Source organism: Bradyrhizobium sp. SZCCHNS2022 (assembly GCF_032377575.1).
GTDB classification, from domain to species: Bacteria; Pseudomonadota; Alphaproteobacteria; order Rhizobiales; family Xanthobacteraceae; genus Bradyrhizobium; species Bradyrhizobium aeschynomenes.
The window spans coordinates 7,229,465-7,249,644 of sequence record NZ_JAUHHZ010000001.1 but is presented as its reverse complement, the minus strand read 5'-3'; the positions used below and the strand labels follow the sequence as shown (position 1 = coordinate 7,249,644).

Here is a 20,180-nt window from a genome sequence, read left to right as displayed (position 1 = left end):
CGATGAGCACCTCGACCTCCTCCGAGACGTTCGATGTCGTGGTCGTCGGCGGCGGCCCCGCCGGCGCCACCGCTGCCAACGACCTCGCTCGCCAGGGCCACCAGGTGCTGCTGCTCGACCGCGCCGGCCGCATCAAGCCGTGCGGCGGCGCCATCCCGCCGCGACTGATCAGCGAGTTCGAGATCCCCGACCATCTGCTGGTGGCGCGGATCTCGTCGGCCCGCATGGTGTCGCCGAGCAACCGCGATGTCGACATGCCGATCGATGGCGGCTTCGTCGGCATGGTCGACCGTGAGCATTACGACGAATGGCTGCGGACGCGTGCCGCGGACGGCGGCGCGATCCGGCGCACCGGAACGTTCAGCCGGATCACACGTGATCGCGACGGCACGGCCATTGTTCACTACAGCAGGCGCATGGACGACGGCAGCATGCGAGACCACAGCGTGCGAGCTCGGGCCGTGATCGGCGCCGATGGTGCGGTCTCCGCGGTCGCGCGGCAATGCATCCCTCAAGCCAGCGAGATCCGCTACGTCTTCGCCTATCACGAGATCATCCGCTCGCCGGACCGCGGCCATCCGCTGTTCGACGCCACCCGCTGCGACGTCGTCTACCGCGGCCAGCTGTCGCCGGACTTCTACAGCTGGGTGTTTCCGCACGGCCCGACCACCAGCATCGGCACGGGCAGCGCGCACAAGGGCTTTTCGCTGCGCGGCTCGGTCGCCGAATTCCGCAAAGTGGCCGCGCTCGATGACCTCGAAACGATCCGCCGCGAGGGCGCGCCGATTCCGTTGAAGCCGCTGTCGCGCTGGGACAATGGCCGCGACGTCGTGCTCGCCGGCGATGCATCTGGCGTGGTGGCCCCGGCCTCCGGCGAAGGCATCTACTATGCGATGGCGGGCGGCCGGGCCGCGGCTGATGCCGTCGCCCTGTTCCTGAAGACCGGAGACGCCGCGGCGCTCGCCACCGCCCGCAAGTCCTTCATGCGCAAGCACGGTGCCGTGTTCTTCATCCTCGGCATGATGCAGCGCTACTGGTACACGAACGACGCCCGCCGCGAGCGCTTCGTCGCGATCTGCCGTGACAAGGACGTCCAGCAATTGACCTGGGACGCCTACATGAACAAGGAGCTGGTGCGCGCCAAGCCGCTGTCGCATGTGCGCATCTTCTTCAAGAACATCGCCCACCTCACCGGGCTCGCCAAGGCGGCCTAGCAGCTCACGCGATGGATGAGCTCTACCGCAGCCCGCATCTCGTCGACGCGATCCTCGCGATCGTCGCATTGGAGTTCGCGGTCATCGCCTGGATCTGGCGGCGCACGCACCGCGGCATCAAACCGCGGGCGCTGCTGACCAATCTGCTCGCCGGCGTCTTCCTGCTGCTCGCGTTACGCTGCGCACTCGCCGATGCGCCCTGGTTCTGGCTGGCCGGCTGCCTCGCCGCGTCCGGCGTCGCCAACGCGGCGGATCTCAAGCAGCGGTGGCGATAGATCTCTCCGGAGCAGCCGGCGGGCTCTCAGTTTGCGGCTCGTGGGTACCCGGCGGCTGACCACACCAACGGCGTCATCCCGGCGAACGCCGGGATCCATAACCACCGCCGCCTGTCGTGGGCAAGACCGGTTACTCAGACCTTTTCCGCCAACACGCATCACGCGGTATGGGTCCCGGCGTTCGCCGGGACGACATTGGTGCGTGTATGCTGCGGTGATCGGCACTCAAGACCTGAGCGCCGATCCACCTCCCCTCACTTCTTCTCCGAGAACGTCTTCAGATAGGCGATGACGTCCTTGCGTTGCTGCTCGTTGGCGAGCTTGAACACCATCTTGGTCGAGCCGGTGGCTTGGTCCGCCTTGCCCTTCCCGGTGAGGTATTTCTTGAGGAACGCGCTGGGGTCGGCGAGGTATTCGAAGATGTTGTCGTCGGTCCATACCAGCCCGGCCTCGCCGGCATGCTTGTTCAGCTCGGAATAGGAAAAGCCCGGATAGGTCCCGGTGGCACGGCCGACCACCCCCGTCAGCACCGGCCCGACTGCATTCTTCGCCTCGGGACCAATGCGGTGGCAGGTCATGCATTGTTTGAAGACCTGCTCGCCCTTGGCAGCGTCCCCACCGTCCAACGCAAATGCGGCGCCTGCCGACATTGCAATCATGACCGCTGCAACCAAACCAGATCTCACCATATGCGACCTCCCGGTACGTCGTTTCGTTAGCCCATGTGATTGGCACCTTACAGGTAACAATGTCATGCTGTCTTGTCATGCCCCTGTCAGGCAAAAGTGAGCGAATAAGTCGCAGTTCGAACATGCATCCGGCGCAGGAATACCAACGAAAGTTGGATGCTCGTAAATAAGCCTTGACACCGAAGGCGCTGCGTGGACTAACAACATTCTCAAGACTCTCAATACGTTAGCGGGATGCGGCGCAACACCTTCAAGATGCGCGCCAAATGAACTGGCCGCGATCCCCCGAGCGTCTCAAGAGGGTGCCAAGATAACGGGTGCCAAGACCATGGCCGAGTTTCACGGTCCACGACCCGACGTGACATTGCTGCTCGACATGGACGGCGTGATCCGTGAGGCAACGCTGTCTCCCAACATGTCTGCGGAGAATGTCGACGTATGGCTCGGCCGTCTCTGGTCCGAAATCGTCGATGATGCGACCGAGAAGGTCGAACGCATCATGCAGGACACCAAGCGGACCGGCATTTCCGCCTTCCGCCAGCTCACCCAGCGATTTCCCAGCGGCCTCGAGTTGCCGATGGAATTCACCACCGTCCTGCTCGGCGGCCGCGCCGGCATGCTGGCGATCGGCAAGAACCTGCAAGCGGTGGCGGAGCTGCAGGCGCGGCTGATCTCGGCGCAGCAGACCATCGAGCGCGACTATTGGAAGCTGCGCGAGATTGAAACGCGCTACCGGCTGGTGATCGAGGATTCGAACGAGGCCGTGCTGCTGACGAAGGTGTCGGACCTGCGCATCGTGGAAGCCAACCGGACCGCGGCAGCGGCGCTCGGCGTGTCCAGCCGGCGTCGGGACAATCTGGTGGGGCGCGAGTTCCTGCAGGAGATTCCGCAAAAGGACCGCGAGCCGGTGGAACTGATGCTGAGGCGGGTCCGCGATCAGGGCAAGGCGCCTGGCATCGTGATCCATCTTGGCGAGGACGCTGCGCCATGGATGCTGCGGGGATCGCTGATGACCAGCGAGACCGCGCCGATGTTCCTTCTGCAGATGGCGCCGATCGGCAAGGCCGCGCAGCCGGGCTTGGCGTCGGATGATGCCGAAGGGCTGATCGACAATCTTCCCGATGCGGTCATCAGCATCGACGGCACAGGCGCCATCAAACGCGCCAACCGGGCGTTCCTGGAACTGGTCGAGATCGGCTCGAAGGAGGCCCTGATCGGCGAGAAGCTCAGCCGCTGGTTGACCCGCCCTGGTGCCGACCTTTCGGTGCTGATTTCGAACGTCGAGCGCCATGGGGCCGTCCGGCTGCTGTCCACCACCATCCAGGGCGAACTCGGAACCGAGACGGAGGTCGAGATCTCGGCTGCAGCGCATGGCCACGACGGCCAGCGCCGGATCGGCCTCGTGCTGCGGAACATCGCCCGGCGGTTGTCCCCGGCCGCGGAGCATGACAATCTGCGGGCGGCGCTCGCAGGCCTCAACGAATCGGTCGGCAAGACACCGCTGCGCGACCTCGTGAGGAGCACGGTCGAAGTCGTCGAGCAGCATTACGTCCGCGCCGCGCTCGAGCTCGCCAATGGGAACCGAACGTCGGCCGCCGAAATTCTCGGCCTCAGCCGGCAAAGTCTTTACGCCAAGCTCGATCGGTATAATCTGAGCCAACTAGAAGAAAGCGACGAGGAAACCGAAAAGGGGAGATAGTTGCCCGTTCCGCTGACAACGCCGGCCTTCGGCCACGCTACTCTTGCGGATTGCGAGCGTGAACAAATTCATCTCGCAGGCTCGATCCAGCCGCATGGCGTTCTGCTGGCGATCAAGGAGCCCGACAACATCGTCATCCAGGCCAGCACCAATGCCGCGGCCTTCCTCAACACCAGCTCCGTGGTCGGACGTCCGTTGCGCGATCTCGGCGGCAACGTGGCGCTGCAGATCTTGCCGCATCTGAGCGGACCGCTGCACCTGTCACCGATGACCCTGCGCTGCACCGCCGGCTCGCCGCCGCGCCGCGTCGACTGCACGGTGCATCGCCCGTCGAATGGCGGCCTGATCATCGAGCTCGAGCCGGCGACGAAGATCACCAACATCGCACCGGCCCTGGACGGCGCCTTTCACCGCATCACGTCGGCTTCCTCCCTGCTCGGCCTTTGCGACGAGACGGCCACGATCTTCCGGGAGATTACCGGCTACGACCGCGTGATGGTCTACCGATTTGACGAAGAAGGTCATGGCGAGGTGCTCTCCGAGCGGCGGCGGCCGGATCTCGAGGCGTTTCTCGGCAACCGCTACCCGGCCTCCGACATTCCGCAAATCGCGCGCCGGCTGTACGAGCGCAACCGCGTGCGTCTGCTGGTCGACGTCAACTACATGCCGGTGCCGCTGCAGCCGCGCATCTCGCCGCTCAACGGCCGCGACCTCGACATGTCCTTGAGCTGCCTGCGCAGCATGTCGCCGATCCATCAGAAATATCTGCAGAACATGGGGGTCGGCGCAACCTTGGTCTGCTCGCTGATGGTCAGCGGCCGGCTGTGGGGACTGATCGCCTGCCACCATTATGAGCCGCGCTTCGTGCCGTTCGACATCCGCGCCGCGGGGGAGGCGTTGGCCGAGACCTGCGCGATCCGGATCGCAGCACTGGAGAGCTTTGCCCAGAGCCAGTCCGAGCTGGTCGTTCGCCGATTGGAGCAACGGCTGGTCGAGGCGGTGTCGCGGGATGGCGATTGGCAGGCTGCGCTGTTCGACGGCTCGCAATCCCTGTTGCAGCCGCTGGGCGCCAGCGGCGCGGCGCTGCTGTTCGAAGGCCAGGTCATGACCGCCGGCGACGTGCCGTCGACGCAGCGCATCCGCGATCTCGCCGCATGGCTCGACCGCCGGCGCACGGCGGCGGGCGCAATGGCACCAGGGCTGACGGTGACCGCGTCGCTGACCCTCGACGAGCCGACCTTTGCCGACATCCGCCCGATCGCCAGCGGCCTGATCGCGGCTCCGCTGTCGGCGAGCGAAGGCGAGTATCTGCTGTGGTTCAGGCCGGAGCAGGTCCGGACCGTGACCTGGGGCGGCGATCCGCTGAAGGCCGTCATCATCGGCGATGACCCATCGGATCTGTCGCCGCGCCGCTCCTTTGCGCAATGGCACCAGCTCGTCGAAGGCAAGTCAGAGCCCTGGTCGACGGCCGAGCTTGCCTCGGCCCGGGCGGTCAGCGAGACCGTCGCCGACGTGGCGCTGCAGCTGCGCTCGGTGCGCATGGTGATCGCGCAGGACCAGCTCGCCACGATCAGCGCCCAGGTGCTGCGCTCCGAGCAGCCGGTCATCATCGCCGACGTCGAGGGTCGCATCCTGCTCATGAACGAAGCGTTCGAGCAGCAGCTGCGCGCCTCGCATCCACACATCCCGTATCTGCGCGACCTCGGCGCCTATTGCACGGCGCCGGCCGAATTCCGCGCCAATCTCGACGACCTCATGCGCAACAAGCGCAGCTGGCGCGGCGAGCTGACGCTGACCGGCGGCACGTCGCCGCAGCGGCCCTTGATGGTGCGCGCCGATCCGGTGATCGCGCCTTACGACCGCGTGCTCGGCTTCGTGCTGATCTTCTCCGACCTGACCGAGCGCAAGACCGCCGAGGAGGCACGCGCACGCTTCCAGGAGGAGATCGACGGCGCGCGACGGCCGAGCCTGCGGCTCGATCAGAGCGCCAGCCTGATCTACAAGGAGCTCGCAGCATCCACGGTCGAGAATGCGCAACTCGCAGCACTCGAGGTGACGCACGGCGCCCAGGCCGGCAGCATGCCGGAGATGCTGGAGAGCATCCGCAGCTCGACGGCGCGCACACTGGGCATCCTCGAGCACCTCGTATGGTATCGCTCGCAGGGTGAGGAGTGACGGCGGGAGCTCAGATCTCCCACGCGGTCCGGCTTAGTGCAGACGGGCTGTTCGCGCGGGTTATCGATCTCTCCACGCCTCATTCCGGAGTGCGCGAAGCGCGAGCCCGGAATCCATAGCCACATCGGTCATGAGGACCCGAGACGCACGCGGCGCTCATCTTCAGACGAATGTGGTCCTGTGGTTATGGATTCCGGGCTCATTCGCACTGCTTCGAAATGGCCGCGCCATTTTGCGCGCGAATGTCCGGGAATGACCGCACGGGGAGAGCCTGCACCCGCGAGCACTCTGCCCACAACTCTCAGCGATCGAGCCCTGACCTCACTCCCGCTTGCACGCGCCGAGCCCGGACGCCTCCTGCAGCGCTTGCGACAGTGCGATGTTCAGCTGGAACGCCGTGGCGGCCTCCTCGACCACCGCCTCGTGCTCGGCCATGGCCGCGCCGGCCTGCTCCAGCGCGCCGCGGTACTCGTCCTTGAACAGCGGGATGTCGCCGATCGCCGAAAATTCGTAGAACGACAGCGCCTGCGGTTGCAAACCGAGCGAACGCGCGAGAATCTTCTTGATGATCTGGCCGCCGCTGAGGTCGCCGAGATAACGCGTATAGGCGTGCGCCAGCAGCGGATGGCCGGAGCCTGATCCCGCCTCCCGGATGGCACGCACATAGGCGATCGCTTCGGGCAACACGGTCAGATCGGTTGCATCGAGCTGGGCAAGATCAGCTCTGATCGCAGCACTGCGATGCAGCTCGGACCGCACGATGTGGCCGACTACGGCAGATGCCTGATGACGGATGAGCTCCGCTTCGAGCGTCTCATAGACCGGCAGCAGATTGCGCAGCAGCAGCGCGTAGGCCTGCACCGTGCCGCGACCGCGCAGCAGCTCGGCGACGAGGCCGGTCCGCTCGGCGGTGACGTGGAGCGCCTTGGTACGGTCGCGCATCGCCTCCAAGAGAGAGGCCGGGCGCGTGCTGCGCCCGGCCATCTCGACGTGATCAGTTTCAACTCGGTCCAACATCTCTCAACCTGCGGGACTTCAGCGCGCCGGCGCCAGCCCGTGTTTCACGCCCCACTCGAACCAATTGTCGACGACGGTGCCCGACAGTAGGATACCGATGCCGCCGGTCAAGGTGCAAAGCACGGCGAACCACCAGGCCCAGCGATGGATCGACTCGGCCGTCGCATTGAAGCCCATCGTCCAGCGCCAGAACAGCGCACCACGTTCGAACGCCGTGCCGCGATCGACGATCTGCTCCAGCTCGCGCTCGCCGCCGTAGCGGCTGATCGCCAGCACCGTCGCGCCATGCATCGCGAACAGCAGCGCCGACCCATACAGGAAGGCGATCGAGAGCATGTGGAACGGGTTGTAGAACAGGTTGCCGTGGGTGATGGAGAAGTTGTTGGTCCAGTCGAGGTGCGGGAAGATGCCGAACGGCACGGCCTCGCTCCAGCTGCCCATGAAGATCGGCCGGATGAAGCCGAGCACCAGATACAGCCAGATCGCCGAGGCGAACGCCCACGACACGTGTGTGCCGAGGCCGAGCGCCCGGGCGCGGCGATAGGTGCGCGCCCACCACAGCAGGATCGACGTCGTCAGGAAGAAGCCGGCCATCAGCCACCAGCCGCCCTCCTGCAGCGGCGGGAAGATCTGCAGGCCGTATTCCGGCGCCGGCGGCTGCAAGGACAGCCAGAAGAACTGGCGAATGAACTCCAGCGGACTCCAGTTCACCGAGGCCAGCATGTTGAGACCGATGATCTCGATCGCAACGAAGCCCGACATCAGCGAGGCCAAGCCGAGGAAGCCGAGATAGACCGGGCCGACCTGCGCGTCGCCGAGCTTGCCGAACCAGTAGTTGAAGCTGCCCTTGCCGAGCCGCTCCCAGACGCCGGGCTCGATCGGAATGCCCGGATAGATCGCACTACGGACTTGGATCTGCGTGAAGATGTTCTGGTATTGGGCCATGACGACCTCTCCTTCAACTCATTGCGGCGACCAGATCGGGACCCTGCGCCACCATTCCCACCAATCCGACCAGGCGTTGCCTTCCGGCAGCAGCCAGGCGGGGCCGGAGATGACGATGCAGACGGCGCTGAAGAACACGGCCGACAGCGCCAGAAACAGGCCGAGTCGGTGGATGCCGAGCGTGCCGATGGAGTAGCCCAGGAGGTCGCGGAACATGGTGTTCTCATGCTCCGGCGACTTCATCTCCTGGCCGCGGCCGGGATTGGCGGCCGACAGGATCAGCGAGCCGTGCAGCGCGAGCGCGAGACACGTCGTGAAGAAGAACGTGATCGCGATCATGTGCGCGGGATTGTAGTGGAAGTTGCCGAACTGATAGCCGGTGTTCGACACCCAATCGAGATGGGTGATGATGCCGTAGGGGAAGGCGTAGCTCCACGACCCCATCAGCACCGGACGGATCACCTCCAGCGTGAAATAGGCGAAGATCGCAAAGCCGAAGGCCACCGGCACGTGGTAGCCGATCGCGAGCTTGCGGCAGATCTCGACCTCGCGCAGCGCCCAGGAGACGAACGCGCCATGCGCGCACACCGTGATGAGCTGCCAGAAGCCGCCCTCCGTTAGTGGTGCGAAGGAGAGTCCGTATTTGGCGTCCGGCGGATTGATGCTGATCTGCCAGAGATTCCACGTCGGTCCGAGCGCCGTTGCGTAGAGGATCAGCGCCACGCCGACGAAGGTGAAGAAGATCGTCGTCACGCCGAAGAAGCCGACGTAGAACGGTCCGATCCAGAAATCGAAGAGATCGCCGCCGATCAACGTGCCGCCGCGGACGCGGTATTTTCGTTCAAAGCTGAGCATTGCCATCGGTCCTGCCTCCGCTGCCCGTCGCTCGATATGCTAGGTGTCGTGTCGTACGGTGGGTCGTGTCGTGACCGCCAGGAATCCCGGCGCCCGAGAGATTTGGGAAGCGGGCGGACAAGGTCTGCCGCCGAGCGATCGCCCGCCTCCCATTGATGATGCCGAAGCTCTAGGTGAGCTTCACCGGCGTTGCCGGATCGGAGATCGACGACGTCTTCGCCGCACGAGGTCCCTCCAGCCAGTTGAACCGGTTCGTGCTGAGCAGGATGAAGTGAATCACCAATGCCAGTCCGAACAGGAAAACCCCGAGAGCCACGAGAACTCTGCGCGGATCGAACAACAACCACAAGCGCCACATAGTTTTCTCCTTTCGATCAGGTCAGGTAGGAGAGCACGAGAGTGGCGTAGTGGGTTGCCCCATCCAGCGCCGCCGCCTTGTAGCCAGTCGGCCCGGGCAGCCAGGGACGCCACATCCATGCGAGAATGTGGGCGACGATCGCGACCGCCGTGAAGACCACAAAGCTCGTCATGAAGATGCTATGGAATTCCCTCGCCTCCGATTCGGTCAGCCCCGACAGAGAGCCTCCCTTGTTTGGTTCCACCATAGTAGTACCTCCTGGTGTTGGCCTTTCGGCCGGAAGCCGCTCACCGAGATGAGCGGCGTCGAAGCGCCATCCCGTTGCCGGGATGACATCCATGCGGCGAACCGCACGAATTCCCTAAGAACTCACGGGGCTGCAACTCACAGCCCTGAAACTCACAATCCCATGAAAGACGAGGTCGCGCAGTTCGCGGCCTTGATCCTCGCCTCGCCGAAGATCGCGCCGAGCGGCGCGGGCCTGTGGCCGGTGACGACGGAGCCGATCCGGCGCAGCACGCCCTCGACCATCAGCACGACGAAGCACACCGCGTAGACCAGGAGATATTCGATCCGCTCGCGCGATCTCGGCGCGACGTCACGATCCATGCGTTCGTATAACGACATCGTCCTCTCCCTCTCCGCTATCCCCGTGTCTACGCGGCCTGGCCCGTTGCGAGCTGCGACCGCGCATGCGCGAGAACGTCCTCCGTCACCTTGTCGAGCCCGGCCTGGCGCGCACCGCGCTCCGCCGCATCACGCAGCCGCTTGGCTGCGGAAATCCGCACCAGCACCGGCTGCGTCTCGATGATCTGGTCCAGCGCCAGCTTGGCGCCGTCGTCCCATGGCAGCTCGCGCTCGAGCCGCGCCGGCGTCGCCGCGATCTGGTCGAGTTGCGTCGCGAGCGGCAGGATGTTGAACAGCGCATCGAACAGCGCGTTGCAGACCTCCTGCACGACGTAGGTCGCCCCCGCATAACCCATGAACGGCGTGCCGGTATGGCGGCGGATCACCGTGCCCGGGAAGCTTGCCGGGATGTAGATCGCGCGGTTGCCGGCTTCCGCCGCATACATACGCTCGTTGTAGCTGCCGAACAGCACCAGCGGCGGCCGCTCGTGGATCAGCTTGCGGATGGCGTCATTGTCGGTCTTGGCGCCGGCGCAGCGTGAGATCGCGAAGTGGCAGGGCAGACCGAGCTCGGTCTCCATGAAATTGCGCAGGCCTCGCGCATAGGTCTCGGAGGCGACGATGCCGAAGCTCGCGGTGCCGAAGAAGTCCTGCGTCACCGAGCGCCAGAGATCCCACACCGGCTTGATCGTGGTGTGCTTCTCGCCGATGATGAACGGTTCGGGATCGAGCCCGAGCATCTCGCCCAGCATGCGCAGGAATTTCGTGGTCGAATGCAGCCCGATCGGCGCCTGCAGATAGGGCCGCTCCAGCGTCTCGCACAGCAGACGGCCGAACTCGCGGTACATGCAGATGTTGAGGTCGGCATTGACCAGCTTCGGCACGTCGGCGACGTGGCTGCCGAGCGGAAACACCATGTTGATCTCGGCGCCGATGCCCTCGACCAGGCGCCTGATCTCCGTGAGATCCGACGGCATGTTGAAGGTGCCGTAGATCGGTCCGATGATGTTGACGCGCGGCTTCTCGCCCTCGGCGCGCGGCTTGCGCTCGGGGATCTTGCGCAGGCCGTATTCGCTCCACAGCCAGCTCAAGGCGCGGTTGGCGCTCTGCCACTGGTCCTCGTCGATGGTGCGCGGCAGGAAGCGCTTGATGTTGGAGCCTTCGGGCGTCACGCCGCCGCCGATCATCTCGGCGATCGAGCCGGTGACGACCACGGCGGGCAGATCCGGATCGAGCGCGGCGCGGGCGCGCTTCATCGCCTGCTCGGTGCCCTTCTGGCCGAGTTCGTCCTCGCCGAGGCCGGTGACGACGATCGGCAGTTCGTGCGGGGGCAGGCCGTCGGTGTAGTGCAGCACCGAGGTGACGGGCAGATTCTCGCAGCCGACCGGGCCGTCGATGATGACCTGCAGGCCCTTGATCGCGGTGAACGCGTAAACTGCCCCCCAATAGCCGCCGGCGCGGTCGTGGTCGAGGATCAGCATCACACCATCTCCTCGGACTTGCGCTTCTTGGCCTGTGCCGCGACCGCCTTGCGGTACTTGTCGCGGAAGTCGGGACGCGCGACAGGGGTGCCCTGCCACACGCCCGCGGTGTCGCCCTCACCGACACCTTCGAAGAAGTCGCGCATCTCGTCGAAGCGGGCCTTGCCACCGATAGCCGCGTTGACGACCTGCGCCAGCGAGCCGGCACCGGAGACGCCGAACAGCGGCCGCGCCGAAATGAGATTGGTGAAGTACAAAGACGGGATCGCGCGCGCCTTGGCCTTCTGGACCACCGGCGTGGTACCGATGGCGAGATCGGGCGCAAACTCATCGACGGCCGCGAGATCCTGCTCCAGCGAGGCGCGGTACTGTACGCGCACGCCGCGGCTCTCCAGCCAGGCGCAATCGGCCTCCGACCAGCGCGTGCGCGGGCACGCGGTGCCGACATAGCGTAGATCCGCGCCGCTCTCGACCAGGAGACGCCCAACTAACAGCTCCGAGCCTTCATAGCCCGACAGCGTGATGCGGCCGCGGATCGGCGCCGCCGCAAGCGCGCCGCGGATCGCCGGCAGCACGGCATTCTTCGCCGCATCGATCTGCGCGCGGCCGACGCCGCAGGTCGTGCCGACGGCCTCGAGCCAATCGGCAGTGCCGTCGCAGCCGACCGGCGCCGAGCCGATGATCGGCCGGCCTGCCGCCTCGAACTCGCGGATCGAGGCCGTATAGAACGGATGGATCGCCGCGACCGCCGCGCAGTCGAGGGCGCCATACAGCTCGCGCCATTCGCGCGTCGGCACGGTGGGTCCTGCCGCCAATCCGAGCGGTGCCAGCAGCATGCCGATCCCGACTGGATCGGCCGGGAACATTTCGCCGAGCAAGGTGATCGTCGGCCTGTCGCCGCGCGGCGCGCGGGGCGCCTGCACCGGACCCTGCTCCGCCTCGCGCCGCGCATAGTTCAGCATCGCGCCGGCAAGCACGTCCTTGGCCTCGGCATGGGTGGGCACGCCGAAGCCGGGCACGTCGATGCCGATGATGCGGACGCCGTTGATCTCCTTCGGGAGAATCTGCAGCGGCACGCCCGAGGCGGTGGGAACGCAGAGATTGATGATGACGACGCAGTCGTAGTTCGCGGGGTCCGCGAGCTTGAACACGGCCTCGCGGATGTCCTCGAACAGCTTTCCGGTGACCAGCGTCTCCGAGTTGAACGGGACATAGCCGACACTGCGCCGCGCGCCGTAGAAATGCGAGGTGAAGGTCAGGCCATAGACGCAGCACGCCGAGCCCGACAGCACGGTCGCGGTGCGCCGCATGCGCAGGCCGACGCGCAGCGAGCCGAACGCCGGGCACATGCTCTGCGGCTGGTCGTGCGGCCCGGCCGGATAGTCGGCCGCGTAGCGCGCCAGAAGCTCGCTCTTGCCGGCGGCATCGGCCGCCTTCCTGAGTTCGGCCTTGCCGGCGTGGCAGCCGAGCGCCTCCGGCTGCACGGGCATGCCTGCCGCCGCGCGACTCTCCGCGCTCACTGCCTGATGGACCACCGCATCGCTCATTGCACTAGATTCCGCTGCTCAGCACGCCGATCACACATTGTCGTAGATCACTTCGAGCGACGGCTTAGCTACCGCCGTGCTGCCGCACATGTCCTCGAGCGTCGCCTGCTCCAGCACCACGTCGCGACCGACCTCCGACGCCTTGAACAGGCCGAGCAGGCCGTCCTGCGTCAGAGGATGCGGATGTTGTGGCGGCGCCTCGGCGACATTGGTCGCCAGCAGCTCGAACAACGGTGCCCAGGCCGTGCCGGGCCTGCCGATGATCTGATAGCTCGCGCTCTTCCGCCGAATGTCGTCGTCGGCCGGGATCGAGGCCAGCACCGGGATGCCGACCGCATCCGCAAAGGCCTGCGCCTCGCCGGTGCCGTCGTCCTTGTTGATGACGATACCGGCAACACCGACATTGCCGCCGAGCTTGCGGAAATACTCCACCGCCGAGCAGACATTGTTGGCGACGTACAGCGACTGCAAATCGTTGGAGCCGACGATGATCACCTTCTGGCACATGTCGCGCGCGATCGGCAGGCCGAAGCCGCCGCAGACGACGTCGCCGAGGAAGTCGAGCAGCACGTAGTCGAAGCCCCAGTCGTGAAAACCGAGCTTCTCGATCAGCTCGAAGCCATGGATGATGCCGCGTCCACCGCAGCCGCGGCCGACTTCGGGACCGCCGAGCTCCATCGCGAACACGCCGTCGCGCTTGAAGCAGACGTCGCCGATCTTGACCTCGTCGCCGGCAAGCTTCTTCTTCGACGAGGTCTCCAGGATGGTCGGGCAGGCGCGGCCGCCGAACAGCAGCGAGGTGGTGTCGCTCTTCGGATCGCAGCCGATCAAGAGCACCTTCTTGCCCTGCTGCGCCATCATGTAGGACAGATTGGCGAGCGTGAAACTCTTGCCGATGCCGCCCTTGCCGTAGATGGCTATGATCTGCGTCGTCTTCTTAGGCGCAGCCGTCACCGGCGCATCCGGCTCGATCGCGGCCTCGGCACGCAGGGCATCCGTCATTGCAGCCAAGTTGGCACTGATCTTGGTCGGGGCATTCATCGTGCAGCTCTCCAGTCCAGGACCATCTTGAGACATGACGGATCGTCGAACGCGATCCGGTAGGCGCTCTCTGCCGATGTCGCGTCGGCGTGATGCGTGATCAGCCCGTCCAGCGACAGCCGGCCGGTATCGATCAGGTTACGCACCGCGAGCAGATCCTCGTGCTTCCATTCGGCGGCGACGCGGATTGCTGCCTCGCGCATGAAGGCCGGCGGATAGGAGAAGGTCAGCGGCGCGCTGTAGAAGCCGGCGAGGATGATTTCGCCGCGCGGCGCCAGGCGCGCGATCAAACTGTCGAGCAGCCCGGCATCGCCGCTGGCATCGAAGATCAGGCGGTAGTCGCGCCGATCGTCGTGAGCTGGATCGACGACGCGATAGCCCATTGCGCCAGCCGCGCGTTCGGGATTGCTCTCCCAGACGACCGGCGGATCTCCGCCCATCGCCATGATCAACCGCGCCAGCAGACGGCCGAGCACGCCATGACCGACCACGCACTCGGCCTGGCCATCACCGCCGATCGACAGAGCATGATAGGCGGTAGCGGCCAGCGCCAGCAGCACGCCGCGCTCGCCGTTGGCCTCGTCGATTGCGACGACGCGTTGAGGGGGCACGCTGAGCCGCGAGGCGGCGGCCCCAAACAGGCTCTTGACCTCGCCGAAGCAGCGCGCCGCACCCGGCACGAAGACGCGCTCGCCCTTACGAAAACCAGAATGCGGCGCCGCGTGCGCGACACGGCCGACCGCCTCGTAGCCGGGCACGAGTGGATAGCCCATGCCGGGAAACTGCGGCATGCGGCCTTCGTACAGCAGCCGCTCGGTGCCGGTGCTGATCGCGCTCCATTCGATGTCGACGGTCAGGCAGTCCGGGGCATCCGCCAGCAGCAGGTGCTGCAGCGACAACTCCCTCGGCCTCCCCAGCACCACGGCGATCGCGTCCATAGCCCAAACTCCCCGGCGACGCCCGCTTAGTTACGGGTGTCAGGTTAGTCCGACTGCGGAGAGTGTCAATATTTATTTACAGTCCGAGTGTCAGCTTTTCGCGACAATCACGCCCGCGATCAACGGGATGCGCGTGCGAAGCACTCGCACCTGTGAAAAACCTGCCAGATTGAGCAGCTCGCGCAGCCGTTGCGCGCTGCGCGGCCGGCCCTGCCCCATCGCGCGCAAATAGATCTCGAAATAGGCGCTGACCCCGTGGGCACCTTTCGCCGTGTCGCGCATCGGCTCGCCGAGCAACAGCACGCCGTTCTCGGGCAGCGCCGTGCGCACCTTTGCCAGCAGTTGCGTCACCGCGTCGTCGTCGTGATCGTGCACGACTCGAATCAGCGAGATCACGTCAGCCCCGGTCGGCAGCGGATCGGTGTAGAAACTTCCGGGGGTAATCGTGACGCGATCGGCGAGCCCGGCCTTGGCGAGTCGCTCTCGCGCTATCGCGGCGACCTCGGGCAGATCGAACAGCCCGAGCGCAAGCTGCGGCGCCTGCCGCGCGGCGGCCGCGAGGAAGCTGCCATCGCCGCCGCCGACATCGAGCAGGCGGCGATGGCCGCTCAAGGGATAGGCCGCAAGCACGATATCGGCGATCATCGGCTGCGACGCCGCCATCAACGCCGTGTAGGACGCGACGCTGTCGCGCGTCAGCGTCGCGCCGCTCTTGTCGAGCGCATAGGGCCAGTAATGTGCAAGGCGGCGCTCGCGGCCCTGGCCGCGCAGCAGCGCCACGGGATCGCCGAGATCGGCATACAGCGCGGCGTGATGGCGGACCATCGCGGCGATGCCGGGATTGCCGAGCAGCGCCGCGCCGAGCGGCCCGAGCCCATAGCGCGCGCCGCCGCGGCGCTCGAGCAGTTGCAGCGCGGACGCCGCTTCGCACAGGCTGAGCATCGCATCAGGCGGCATTGCCGCATGCGATGCCAGCGCCGCAACCTCGCAGGGCCCGGCGCGCAGGGCCTCGAACACATCGAGCTGCACGCAGGCCGCAAGGGTCTGCGAGTAGACGAAGCCGGCGCACAGATCGAACAGCTCCGCCGCCCGCTGGCGCGCAATCGGCCGCGTCAATGGAAACGCCGCCGCCCAGCGCTGAAATGAAGCACTCGCCAGCAAATAGTCGCGCCAGCCGCGCCAGCGATCACCGAAGCTGATTGGGGGCGGCGCGTCGCGGCGAATGGCGGTCGACACGGATCAATGCTCCAGTCGGCGGGCAATAGCGCATCGACGCACACCACTGCCCACCCTCCCCTGGAGGGCAGGGCAATCGCGTGTGGCGATCGCCGTTTTGGGCTCGTCTCTCTCCACGTCGTCATGGCCGGGCTTGTCCCGGCCATCCACGTCGGCCGGCATGCTGAGAACGACGTGGATGCCCGGGCCTTCGCCGCGCCGAAGCGGCTTCGGCCGCGCAGGCTGGACAAGCCCGGGCATGACGGAGTCACTAACTTGCAGGATCGTTCGTCGCGACAGCCCGGAATTTCCACATGCGATTGCCCTGCCCTGGAGGGGGAGGGTCACCGCGCGCAAGGCGGGCGGTGGGGTGGGGTGGGCTCGGAAAGAGGTGCGGATGGGTCGAGGCGAGATCAAGTTCCGCTGCATCGGCCTTTCACGGACCATCCGCACCACACCCGCCGACAGTCTGTCACCCCACCCCGCCGCGCCTGCCGCTGCGCGCAGGCGCGGCGACCCTCCCCCTCCAGGGGAGGGTGGGCACGGTGCGCGCGGCGCAGGGGTTGCCATTCAATGCGGCCGAACCATCACGCCGCCGACGCGGCGAGACGGCGCGGGACCAGACGCTTGGCTTCCTGTTCCATCAGCATGCGCAGCTCGTGCGCATGGGCGCAGGGCGGCATGGTGCGGATGCCGTCGGCGACGAGGTCGTGCAGATAGCTGACCGCTCCGGTGAGGCCATAGATCAGCACGGCGTTGGGCCGGCCAAGCGCAGCATCCTGCCCGACCGGCTTACCCGCTTCCTCCTCATCACTGGCCGCGTCGCGGATATCGTCGGCAACCTGATAGGCCTCGCCGATGGTCTCGCCGAGCGTGCGCCAGGCCTCAGGATTCTCATGCCCCGCCGCAGCAGCTCCCGAGACAGTGGCAGCCGCAAACAGCGCGCCGGTCTTGGAGCGGTGATAGCGCGACAGATCGATCTGCGGCTCGCACTCCCAGGCCTGCCCGGCTGCGATGCCATGCGGCACACCGACGGCGTCGCCGATGGTCGCGATCAGCTGCGCCAGCCGCAGCGGCGAGCATCTGGACTTGGCCAGCGTCTGGAACGCGAGCACGATCAGCGCATCGCCGGCGAGGACGGCGAGCGGCTCACCGAACGCGGCATGCACGGAGGGTCGGCCACGCCGCAGCTTGGCATTGTCGAAGCACGGCAGATCGTCATGCACCAGCGAGGCGCAATGCAGCAGCTCGATCGCCGATCCCGCCGCGTCGGTCGCGGCCGGCTCGTCGTCGCCGCAAGCGCTGGCTACTGCATGACAAAGACGGGGACGAACGCGCGCGCCCTTGGGAAAGACCGCAGCCTGCATGGCGGCCGAGAGGCGCGGCGGGCATCCGGGACGGTCGGCCAGAGCGACCGCTGTGACGAGGGATTTCTCGATCCGGGCCATCACGTCCATGCCAGCCTCCCTTGTCGCGAGGCCTGCGGGCCCGCTCATGTAAATTTCAACTTACACCCATACTGTAAATCATGCTAGACATTTCACACGTCAGGTCCGATGGACGGGAGTGCACGAAATGGCCGAGGACCGCGTGATCGTGGTTGGCGCCGGCATCGCCGGCCTCAGCGCGGCGCTCACCCTCGCCGCGCGCGGCGCCGCCGTAACGGTGATCGAGCGCGCGCCGGCGCCCGGCGGCAAGATGCGTCAGATCACGATCGGCCCTGCCCGCATCGATTCCGGTCCGACCGTGTTTACGATGCGCTGGGTGTTCGACGAGTTGTTCGCCGAGATCGGCGCATCGCTCGACGATCACCTCACCCTCACCCCGCTCGACGTCCTCGCCCGCCACGCCTGGACCGATCGCCGCACGCTCGACCTGTTCGCCGACGAGGACAGGTCGGCCGACGCGATCGGTCAGTTCGCCGGACGCAGCGAGGCCGAGGGCTATCGCGCGTTCTGCCGCGATGCGCGGCGCATCTTCGAGGTGCTGCGCGATCCCTTCATCCGCACGCCGACGCCGAGCATGACACATCTGTTGCGCAGCGCCGGCTTCCGCGATCTCACCGCGATCCGCCCGTTCCAGACGCTGTGGAAGGCACTCGGCGGCTATTTTCGCGACGCCCGCCTGCAGCAGCTGTTCGGCCGCTACGCCACCTATTGCGGCTCCTCGCCGTTCCATGCGCCGGCCACACTGATGCTGGTCGCCCATGTCGAGCAGGCCGGCGTCTGGCTGATCGACGGCGGCATGCATGAGCTCGCCGCGTGCCTCGCCGCGCTGGCGCGGCGCCATGGCGTCACCATCCGCTATGGCGCCGAGGTCGCCGCCGTCGTCAGCCAGGCCGGCCGCGCCACGGGCGTGCGGCTCGCCGATGGCGAGCAGATCGCAGCCGATGCCATCGTTGCGACTGCCGATGTCGGGGCCCTTGCGCAGGGACTGTTCGGTGCGGAAGCGGCGCGTGCGCTGCCGTCGATCCCGGAGTCCGCGCGCTCGCTGTCGGCGATGACCTGGAGCTGCCTGGCGCGCGCCGACGGCTTTCCGCTCGTGCGCCACAACGTGTTCTTCTCGCGCGACTACGGCGCCGAGTTCAATCAGTTGATCGACCGCCGCGCGATGCCGCAGGAGCCGACCGTCTATGTCTGCGCGCAGGACCGCGACGACCGGCCGCGCGATGCCGGCACCAACGAGCCGCTGTTCGTGCTGATCAACGCGCCCGCCACCGGCGACCGCCACAGCTTCGCTCCCTCGGAGATCAGCCAATGTGCCCGCCAGACCTTCGACCTGCTGCAGCGCTGCGGCCTCAGCATCGCGACGACGCCGGAACTGACCCGCGTGACGACGCCGACGGATTTCAACCGGATGTTTCCGGGCGCGGGGGGCGCGCTCTACGGCCGCAGCTCGCACGGCTGGATGGCCTCGTTCCAGCGGCCGGGCGCGCAGACGAAGCTGCCGGGACTTTACGTGGCCGGAGGCAGCGCGCATCCGGGACCGGGCGTGCCGATGGCGGCGCTGTCGGGGCGGATGGCAGCCAACAGGGCGATTGCGGACCTCGCTTCGACCGCGCCGTCCCGAAGGACGGCTATGCGTGGTGGTATGTCGACGCGCTGAGTGACGACGGCCGCTTCGGCATCACGCTCATTGCCTTCGTCGGCAGCGTGTTCTCGCCGTACTACGCATGGGCCAGACGGCGCGGACCCGCCGATCCCGAAAATCATTGCGCGCTCAACGTCGCGCTGTATGGCGCGCGCGCGCGCCGCTGGGCCATGACCGAGCGTGGACGCGGCGCGATCGCCCGCGACGAGCAGCATTTTGCCGTGGGGCCGAGCAGCCTGGCCTGGACCGGTCGCGAGCTCACGATCGACGTCGACGAGGTCACCGTGCCCTGGCCGCTGCCGCTGCGCGGCAAGGTGAGGGTGGTGCCGACCGCGCTGAACGAGATCGCGTTCAGGCTCGATGCCGAAGGACGCCATCGCTGGCAGCCGATCGCGCCGTGCTGCCGCGTGTCGGTCGACTTCGATCATCCCGACCTGCACTGGCGCGGCGACGGCTATTTCGACATCAACCATGGCGATGCGCCGCTGGAGCGCGACTTCCGGAGCTGGCAATGGTCGCGCGCCGCGACGCGCACCGGCACCGTGGTCTCCTACGACACCGTCGCGCGCGCCGGCATGGACAAGACGATCGCGCTGCACGTCGATCCCGACGGCAAGCTGGAGCGGATCGCCCCACTCGTCGAATCACCGTTGCGCAAGACGCTGTGGCGCGTCGACCGCAGCGCCCGGGCCGACGCTGATACATCCGTGCGCGTCGTGAGCACACTGGAGGACGCTCCCTTCTATGCCCGCAGCCACCTCGCCGCGCGCATCCGTGGCGAGGACGCCGCCGTCATGCACGAGAGCCTGTCGCTCGACCGTTTCCAGATGCCGATCGTGCAGGCCATGCTGCCGTTCCGGATGCCGCGGTGGTGAGGGATCGATAGGCGCGACGTTAGCCACAGTCGCAGGCGAACGCGCGGATTTGCAGCGGCCGCGCGACAGCATACGGTGTCGTCCCGGACAAGCCACGACGCGCGCGAGCGCGGCGGCGCGCCGATCCGGCACCCACGCC

General features: G+C 66.7%; 19 protein-coding genes. 6 read left to right on the top strand and 13 right to left on the bottom strand.

Features of this window, described 5'->3' with window-relative positions; genetic code table 11:
* Positions 1 to 2: 2 nt before the first annotated feature.
* Entirely contained in the window at positions 3 to 1,214 is a 1,212-nt protein-coding gene (locus QXZ94_RS32360) for a geranylgeranyl diphosphate reductase (RefSeq protein WP_315725294.1), read from the top strand.
* Between the two features lie 11 nt (positions 1,215 to 1,225).
* Positions 1,226 to 1,489, top strand: coding sequence for a hypothetical protein (locus QXZ94_RS32355; protein WP_315725292.1), 264 nt, complete (start codon positions 1,226 to 1,228; stop codon positions 1,487 to 1,489).
* A gap of 254 nt (positions 1,490 to 1,743) precedes the next feature.
* On the opposite strand, the gene QXZ94_RS32350 is transcribed toward QXZ94_RS32355, so the two are convergent.
* On the bottom strand, positions 1,744 to 2,178 hold the full coding sequence (locus tag QXZ94_RS32350; RefSeq protein ID WP_315725290.1) for a c-type cytochrome: 435 nt from the start codon (positions 2,176 to 2,178) through the stop codon (positions 1,744 to 1,746).
* Positions 2,179 to 2,506: 328 nt separating this feature from the next.
* Here QXZ94_RS32350 and ppsR point away from each other — a divergent pair, with 328 nt between their 5' ends.
* A complete protein-coding gene (ppsR, locus tag QXZ94_RS32345) occupies positions 2,507 to 3,877 on the top strand; it encodes a transcriptional regulator PpsR (protein WP_315725288.1) in 1,371 nt (456 codons plus the stop codon).
* Positions 3,878 to 6,052, top strand: a complete 2,175-nt coding sequence (locus QXZ94_RS32340; protein ID WP_315725286.1) for a GAF domain-containing protein — start codon at positions 3,878 to 3,880, stop codon at positions 6,050 to 6,052. It abuts the gene before it with no gap.
* Between the two features lie 321 nt (positions 6,053 to 6,373).
* Here the strand turns inward: QXZ94_RS32340 and QXZ94_RS32335 are convergent, their stop codons facing one another.
* The 12 genes from QXZ94_RS32335 to QXZ94_RS32280 all read right to left on the bottom strand — a co-directional run bounded on the left by QXZ94_RS32335 (position 6,374) and on the right by QXZ94_RS32280 (position 17,533).
* Entirely contained in the window at positions 6,374 to 7,069 is a 696-nt protein-coding gene (locus QXZ94_RS32335) for a biliverdin-producing heme oxygenase (RefSeq protein ID WP_315725284.1), read from the bottom strand.
* A gap of 18 nt (positions 7,070 to 7,087) precedes the next feature.
* Positions 7,088 to 8,014 (bottom strand): photosynthetic reaction center subunit M, encoded by a 927-nt coding sequence (gene pufM / locus QXZ94_RS32330; protein ID WP_172114270.1) that lies wholly within the window; start codon positions 8,012 to 8,014, stop codon positions 7,088 to 7,090.
* 18 nt (positions 8,015 to 8,032) lie between these two features.
* The gene (gene pufL, locus QXZ94_RS32325; RefSeq protein ID WP_172114269.1) at positions 8,033 to 8,875 is read right to left on the bottom strand and encodes a photosynthetic reaction center subunit L; all 843 of its coding nucleotides are present in this window, start codon (positions 8,873 to 8,875) and stop codon (positions 8,033 to 8,035) included.
* Between the two features lie 163 nt (positions 8,876 to 9,038).
* Complete coding sequence (pufA, locus tag QXZ94_RS32320; protein ID WP_315725281.1) at positions 9,039 to 9,227, bottom strand: light-harvesting antenna LH1, alpha subunit; 189 nt, start codon at positions 9,225 to 9,227, stop codon at positions 9,039 to 9,041.
* A 16-nt stretch (positions 9,228 to 9,243) separates the two neighbouring features.
* Positions 9,244 to 9,474 carry a light-harvesting antenna LH1, beta subunit gene (pufB, locus tag QXZ94_RS32315; RefSeq protein ID WP_315725279.1) on the bottom strand — a complete coding sequence of 77 codons (231 nt, stop codon included), beginning with the start codon at positions 9,472 to 9,474 and terminating at the stop codon, positions 9,244 to 9,246.
* 152 nt (positions 9,475 to 9,626) lie between these two features.
* Positions 9,627 to 9,854 carry a hypothetical protein gene (locus QXZ94_RS32310; protein WP_315725277.1) on the bottom strand — a complete coding sequence of 76 codons (228 nt, stop codon included), beginning with the start codon at positions 9,852 to 9,854 and terminating at the stop codon, positions 9,627 to 9,629.
* Positions 9,855 to 9,883: 29 nt separating this feature from the next.
* Positions 9,884 to 11,335, bottom strand: coding sequence for a chlorophyllide a reductase subunit Z (gene bchZ, locus QXZ94_RS32305; protein ID WP_315725275.1), 1,452 nt, complete (start codon positions 11,333 to 11,335; stop codon positions 9,884 to 9,886).
* Positions 11,335 to 12,882, bottom strand: a complete 1,548-nt coding sequence (gene bchY / locus QXZ94_RS32300; RefSeq protein ID WP_315725274.1) for a chlorophyllide a reductase subunit Y — start codon at positions 12,880 to 12,882, stop codon at positions 11,335 to 11,337. Before bchY ends, bchZ begins: the two co-directional genes overlap by 1 nt.
* Positions 12,883 to 12,912: 30 nt before the next feature.
* Positions 12,913 to 13,923, bottom strand: a complete 1,011-nt coding sequence (locus tag QXZ94_RS32295) for a chlorophyllide a reductase iron protein subunit X (protein WP_315725272.1) — start codon at positions 13,921 to 13,923, stop codon at positions 12,913 to 12,915.
* The gene (gene bchC / locus QXZ94_RS32290) at positions 13,920 to 14,861 is read right to left on the bottom strand and encodes a chlorophyll synthesis pathway protein BchC (protein ID WP_315725270.1); all 942 of its coding nucleotides are present in this window, start codon (positions 14,859 to 14,861) and stop codon (positions 13,920 to 13,922) included. Before bchC ends, QXZ94_RS32295 begins: the two co-directional genes overlap by 4 nt.
* Positions 14,862 to 14,951: 90 nt before the next feature.
* A complete protein-coding gene (locus QXZ94_RS32285; protein WP_315725268.1) occupies positions 14,952 to 16,097 on the bottom strand; it encodes a methyltransferase in 1,146 nt (381 codons plus the stop codon).
* Between the two features lie 566 nt (positions 16,098 to 16,663).
* On the bottom strand, positions 16,664 to 17,533 hold the full coding sequence (locus tag QXZ94_RS32280) for a polyprenyl synthetase family protein (protein WP_315725266.1): 870 nt from the start codon (positions 17,531 to 17,533) through the stop codon (positions 16,664 to 16,666).
* 43 nt (positions 17,534 to 17,576) lie between these two features.
* Here QXZ94_RS32280 and crtD point away from each other — a divergent pair, with 43 nt between their 5' ends.
* Positions 17,577 to 19,181: a 1-hydroxycarotenoid 3,4-desaturase CrtD gene (gene crtD, locus QXZ94_RS32275; RefSeq protein WP_315726667.1), complete on the top strand. Its 1,605-nt coding sequence runs from the start codon at positions 17,577 to 17,579 to the stop codon at positions 19,179 to 19,181.
* A 155-nt stretch (positions 19,182 to 19,336) separates the two neighbouring features.
* Entirely contained in the window at positions 19,337 to 20,041 is a 705-nt protein-coding gene (locus QXZ94_RS32270; protein WP_315725264.1) for a hydratase, read from the top strand.
* The last annotated feature ends 139 nt before the right edge of the window (positions 20,042 to 20,180 follow it).